The 5,462-nt window shown below is 61.1% G+C and carries 6 protein-coding genes; 3 read left to right on the top strand and 3 right to left on the bottom strand.

Annotated elements, in window-relative coordinates; translation table 11 throughout:
- Positions 1-527: 527 nt before the first annotated feature.
- The 3 genes from BFL43_RS24925 to BFL43_RS24915 form a co-directional block, all read right to left on the bottom strand.
- Positions 528-956 (bottom strand): hypothetical protein, encoded by a 429-nt coding sequence (locus tag BFL43_RS24925; protein ID WP_084895833.1) that lies wholly within the window; start codon positions 954-956, stop codon positions 528-530.
- A 298-nt stretch (positions 957-1,254) separates the two neighbouring features.
- The gene (locus BFL43_RS24920) at positions 1,255-1,476 is read right to left on the bottom strand and encodes an MbtH family protein (RefSeq protein ID WP_084895831.1); all 222 of its coding nucleotides are present in this window, start codon (positions 1,474-1,476) and stop codon (positions 1,255-1,257) included.
- An 89-nt stretch (positions 1,477-1,565) separates the two neighbouring features.
- Positions 1,566-1,829: a hypothetical protein gene (locus BFL43_RS24915; protein WP_143695545.1), complete on the bottom strand. Its 264-nt coding sequence runs from the start codon at positions 1,827-1,829 to the stop codon at positions 1,566-1,568.
- A gap of 471 nt (positions 1,830-2,300) precedes the next feature.
- Here BFL43_RS24915 and BFL43_RS24910 point away from each other — a divergent pair, with 471 nt between their 5' ends.
- The 3 genes from BFL43_RS24910 (at position 2,301) to BFL43_RS24900 (ending at position 5,433) form a co-directional block, all read left to right on the top strand.
- A complete protein-coding gene (locus tag BFL43_RS24910) occupies positions 2,301-3,275 on the top strand; it encodes an ATP-binding cassette domain-containing protein (RefSeq protein ID WP_084896163.1) in 975 nt (324 codons plus the stop codon).
- Positions 3,272-4,087: an ABC transporter permease gene (locus BFL43_RS24905; protein ID WP_084895828.1), complete on the top strand. Its 816-nt coding sequence runs from the start codon at positions 3,272-3,274 to the stop codon at positions 4,085-4,087. The genes BFL43_RS24910 and BFL43_RS24905 overlap by 4 nt, the downstream gene beginning before the upstream one ends.
- Before the next feature lie 476 nt (positions 4,088-4,563).
- Positions 4,564-5,433, top strand: coding sequence for an ABC transporter permease (locus BFL43_RS24900; RefSeq protein ID WP_240498494.1), 870 nt, complete (start codon positions 4,564-4,566; stop codon positions 5,431-5,433).
- Positions 5,434-5,462: the final 29 nt, after the last annotated feature.

The raw sequence follows: 5,462 nt of genomic DNA, 5'->3' as shown, positions 1-5,462 counted from the left end.
AATCTCTCGCTCCAATCTCGAACGAATGCTCGCCTCGGCTTCGAACGACCGTGGCTACGCAACCGATCTTCGTGACACCCGGTCCTCAGCGTCGTCAACGCCCTACCCGGGCGTCCTCCAACAGTAACCACGCGTTCGAACATCAGAGTTCAGACACGCGATAAGGCATGTCGTTCTGTGACATATCGACAAGGCTGTCACACGCGTTACATGGATAGATAACGGGCCGCTGCATATCTGAAGCCTAATTCTAGACCTCAGCCGAAATCGAACCGGACAGCATCAAAGGCCGGATTCATTGGTTTAAAGATCACAAATTGTGTCTACTGAACGAAGATCCAACGTTACGTCGGCATTCAGAGAACAGCAAATGCACGTGCAGATGGCTAGGGAAACCCAGAACGTCAAGCGGATGTCGACCTGGCATTTCCAGCGCCGCGATCTCGCCTAGCGGTGCCACACCGGTCGGGATCAGTCACCGACGTGATGCACCCGCACTTGCCGGGGCCGACTACCTCCGAACCGCTCTACTTGCCGGTGAGGCGGCTGGCGATGACGCGCAGATCCATTTCGCTCGTGCGGTTTGCCGTGACGCGCTCGCGCGGCGGCGCTGTAGCCGAATTCAGATCGGCGAGGTCCGTGGCAATCTGCGCCAACGCGCCGTCCACGACGCCGGTTACAGCCGCAGCGTTTGGCTCGGAACCCAGAGCGGGGATGCCGGCGAAAATGGCTGCGACCACAGCGGCCCGATCGTCCATCTGCTGACTACGCGTCACAGGCATCATCAAATTGATGGCGGCGGTGAGGTCGCGGTAGTTGAGGACCCGCGAGCGGTACCTGACAACCACGCGGTCAGGTGTCACACGAGTGATCTGCAAGACCGCCTCAGGCAGTCCGACAACCTGCGCAACAGACTCATCGACCCTCGACTGAGGACGAATCGTTGAAATAGCCATATGCTCACCAACCCTGTGCGTCTACCACGACTTGTATCTAGCTTCGCGTAGTAATAGTCACAGTACGCGAAGGATAAGGGAAGAGCGGTTTTCCAAGCTGTTACACGATCGGGGTGTGATGTGTACCACAGCTAGCGGTGACTGGTCCCTCACCTGCGGAGACCTCGAGATCGATGGAGTCTTCGCACCCGATTCGACAAAGACACCCACGTGACCATCACGGACACTCGCGACTGTCACGATCAGGATAGCTGATCGAGCGAGTATTGCGAAGGAAGTCGCGCCGCGAGTTTGCCGCCTACTGAGCCGAGTCGGCTTCCATTGCGTCGATCAAGCTCTGCGGACGCAGGTCGGTCCAGTGTTCGTTGACGTAATCGAGGCATTCACTTCGGGAAGCTTCACCGAAGACCTTGTTCCAACCTGACGGGATGTCGGCGAACGTCGGCCACAGCGAGTGCTGATTCTCATCGTTGACCAGCACAAAGAACCGGCCGTCTTCGTCGTCAAATGGGTTGCTCATGGTGGTCCCTCCATAAATGTCCCACCGCGAACCCCCTGGTCGAGGCAACCCGGCGCACCGCAGCAGCGGCACGAAGCACGGGGCCCGATTCAGACCAGTTCGAACTCGGCGAGAACCATCATTGCTTGAATCCGTATCCCGCTCAGCGTATCCGCCAGACCCTTGGGGCCCGCAACCGCTAGGCCGGGAACAGCGGTCATGAGGGCGACCGTGAGAGCGGAGTCATCCACACCCGATTCACTCGACATCGCTACGGCGGCGCCTTGCGCCCGCGCTTTGAGCTCGCCGAAGCTCACTGCGTAGTCCGGACCGACGACCGCCGGCCGATCACGCGCAGCCTCAGCTGCAGTCATCACCATCTGCGTCAGTGTGCGACCGCCGCGGTCACGCGTGTTACGGCCACCAGTCGGAGCCGATGGCCCCCTACCATTACGTCGGAGCTGCAGAACCACAACGCCCTCCCATCTCGCCACGTGCGCCGAATGCGACCTACGAAACACGTATTCGTTCGGTTACCTGCAATAGCCCCGTCCAGGTCACCGAATTATAGCCATTGCTAGACCTTTGAATACCAATTGGCCGACATTTCATTCACACAGACGATATCGACGCGGAACGCCGTAGTGTTACGCCCGGATTTCTGCGCTAGGTTCGTTATGGTCGATCAGGGGCGCGCGCCGCCATGCGACCATGACGATGACGGGACGGACATGCAAGCGAGGCGGGGCCGAGTTACGCGATCGAGCAACAGTCACGACCACTCTGACCAGCGGACGGCGGCCCATTCCTATCCCATCACCGAGTTCCGGGTCGGGGACGCTGATGTGCCCGCGGTCGAGCGAAGGAACAGTGTTGTCGCAGACAACCTGGTCAAGCGCTTCGGCGAGTTCACGGCAGTCGACGGAGTCAGTTTCGAGGTACCCACCGGTACCGTGCTGGGACTGCTGGGGCCGAACGGCGCGGGCAAAACCACCACCGTCAACATGCTGGCCACACTGCTCACCCCGGACGGCGGCAGCGCCGAGATCGCCGGCTATGACGTCGTCAAAGATCGTGCAGCAGTACGTAAATCGATCATGCTCACCGGTCAGTTCGCCGCCTTGGACGAGTCGTTGACGGGCCGCGAGAATCTCGTCCTCTTCGGTCGCCTGATGGGCCTGCGAAAGAACGACGCCACGCATCGTGCCGACGAATTGCTCGAGGCATTCAACCTGGTGGATGCCGCGTCCCGACGGGTCGGCAAGTTCTCGGGTGGCATGCGTCGACGAATCGACATTGCATGCGGCCTGGTCGTTCGCCCAGAGGTCGTCTTCTTGGACGAGCCGACCACCGGACTCGATCCGCGCAGCCGACAAGACGTGTGGAACATCGTCACGTCACTTCGCGATCAGGGCATAACCACCCTCCTCACGACCCAATACCTGGAAGAAGCAGATCTGCTCAGCGATCGGATCGTTGTCATCGACAAAGGTCGGGTCATCGCCGAGGGAACCGCCAACGAGCTGAAAGAAAAGGTCAGCGGCAACTTCTGCGAAGTCATCCCCAGCTACCCCGACGACCTCGCGAAGATCAAGACACTGCTTGCCGACCTCGTCCCAGAGGGCGCGATCCGGATCGACATGTCTCGGACATCTCTGACCTTGCCCGCGGTCAACGCCACACAGACCCTGGTCGAGATCGTCAAGAGGACAGACGCGGCAGGCATCGAACTCACTGATGTCGGTCTACGACGTCCCTCGCTCGACGACGTGTTCCTCAAACTGACCGACAGCGCCACCACTGCTCCTGGTGGCTCATGACGACTGCGAACCCCGCCAGGGTCGTCGCGTCCGACGCCGATCGTCCTTCGGTCCACCCGGTACAGCAATGGCTGGCCCTGACGAACCGATCACTCAGAGGGATGGGCCGGCAGGGCGAGTTCTTCTTGTCGATCACCGCCCCGGTGTTCCTGACGATCTGTTTCTACATTCCGCTCCGGGCGATCATGAACAACTACCCGGGCATGGACTACGCGCAATTCCTCATGCCGGTCATCTGCCTCCAGTCGGTTGGATTCGTCGCCACGTCCGCCGCGATGCGCGCGGCGAACGACGGGAGCCTGGGATTGACCAATCGGCTGCGCAGCATGCCTGTGAACGCGATGGTGCCCTTGATGGCACGACTCGGCGCGAACATGGTGCTGCTCGTCATATCGTTGGTTTGGGCCGTGATTTCGGGACTTGTCATCGGTTGGCGACCTGACTCGGGCGTCCTGAACCTGATCGGGTTCTTCACCGTCGCTTTCGTCGTCGGCATGATCTTGGCTTTCGGTGCTGACATCATCGGGACGATTTCGCGAAATCCAGAGGCCACGAGTCAGGCACTGGCACTTCCACAATTGATCCTCGGGATGCTCTCGACAGGGTTCATACCCGAGGAGAGGTTTCCCGAATGGATTCAGCCATTCGCGCGAAACCAACCGATTTCACAATTCACAGATCTGATGCGCGGCTTCGACGGAGGCACGGTGACGTGGGGTCTGCTCATCCCACCGCTCTGTTGGGCCGGAGGTGTTGCCCTGGTCGCGGTCCTCGGTGGCCTGTTTGTGACGATCCGGAGTAGCCGCCGATGACCTCGAGCAACAGGAACACGGCTTCCGACGATTCGCCGAACGAAACGAGAGCTCCTCGGCATCGGGGAGATGGCGGTGCACGACAGGATCACTGGTGGCGCACCGAGGCGGTCTCACCCGGTCCCAGACGTGCCCGTCGGGACGACGTCGACGATGCATCCGATCTGGCTACGCGACCAATACGCAGACCGGCGGCTTACTCCGAGTCCGGGTCGATGCGCGCGGTAGTCGGCCCTTGGGCGATGCTGTCACCCGGCGCGCTGGCCGCCGATTGGGCAACAGAGCAGATCGCGCTCGATTCGCCGAAGGCCGAGTCGGACGACCCGGATGACTCGGGCGAGCAGTCCCGGACCGGCCGACTGACACAGATCACCTCCCGCCGCGTTCGCGCGGGCGGGGACTTTCCGATCGAGCTCCAGCAGGCGCCGACCGTCAAGATCGACGTTCGAGAAGTGCAGCTGCGTAATACCGAAACCGTGCAGGCAGCGCCTCTACCCGATCCGGTTGAGCTCACAGGAGACCGTGCCGCCGTCGCGACAACCTTCTCCGCGTCGGCCTCGCCCCGCGAACTCGGGTTCCGTGCTTATCTGGCGCACACCGGATTGCTGACCGGTCGACAATTCCGTGTCGTGGTCCGAGATCGACTGACGCTTGCCCAGAGTCTGTTGTTCCCGCTGCTGAGCATGCTCATGTTCAAGGTGGTGCTCGGTGACGCCGTCGGACAGGCGACAGGACAGAACAGTGCGTACGGAACAGTTCCTCTTGTGGTGCTGGTCGGCGCCATGTTCGGTTCGCTGGCCGTCGGAACCCGCCTCATCAGTGAACGCCGTACCGGACTGCTCACGCGACTCTATGTGATGCCGGTTCACCGCGCGGCAGACATTTCGTCTCGGGTCAACGTCGAATTGATTCGCATCCTGGTGAGCACACTCGTGCTGACGACCGTCGGCATGTTGATCGGCTGGAGATTCAATCAGGGGCTCCTTCCCGCCATAGGGGTGTTCGCCGTCGCGCTGCTCTACGGCGCTGCGTACTCGACGATCGTCTTGACTCTCGCGGTGTCGGGCTCGAATCTTCCTCTCGTGCCGATCATGTCGCTGTTCACGAGCTTGCTCATGTTCTTCAACTCGGGGTTCTCACCGATCAGTGCCTATCCAGAGATCATCCAGCCCCTGGTTCGCAATCAGCCCATGACCTGCGCCATCGAAACGATGCGGGCCTTGGCTACCGGCGGGCCGGTGGCCGAGAGCCTGACCAAGACCGTCATCTGGGCGGTGGGCATCATTCTCGTGTTCGCCTACCCCGCTTTGCGGGGCTACCGACGGGCAGCTGCTTCGCGGAACTAGACGCATGCGTCGGTGACAAGTGGGGCCGG

Origin of the sequence: Williamsia sp. 1135, assembly GCF_002095395.1 — a bacterium.
Lineage (GTDB): Bacteria > Actinomycetota > Actinomycetes > Mycobacteriales > Mycobacteriaceae > Williamsia.
Note: the sequence above shows the minus strand (reverse complement) of the source record. Positions and strands in the feature narration are given on the sequence as shown.

What these genes read in the sequence shown, in the direction of transcription:
- BFL43_RS24925 (WP_084895833.1), bottom strand. Translation starts at nt 956, where the DNA reads ATGGCTATTTCAACGATTCGTCCTCAGTCGAGGGTCGATGAGTCTGTT.
- BFL43_RS24920 (WP_084895831.1), bottom strand. Translation starts at nt 1,476, where the DNA reads ATGAGCAACCCATTTGACGACGAAGACGGCCGGTTCTTTGTGCTGGTC.
- BFL43_RS24915 (WP_143695545.1), bottom strand. Translation starts at nt 1,829, where the DNA reads ATGACTGCAGCTGAGGCTGCGCGTGATCGGCCGGCGGTCGTCGGTCCG.
- BFL43_RS24905 (WP_084895828.1), top strand. Translation starts at nt 3,272, where the DNA reads ATGACGACTGCGAACCCCGCCAGGGTCGTCGCGTCCGACGCCGATCGT.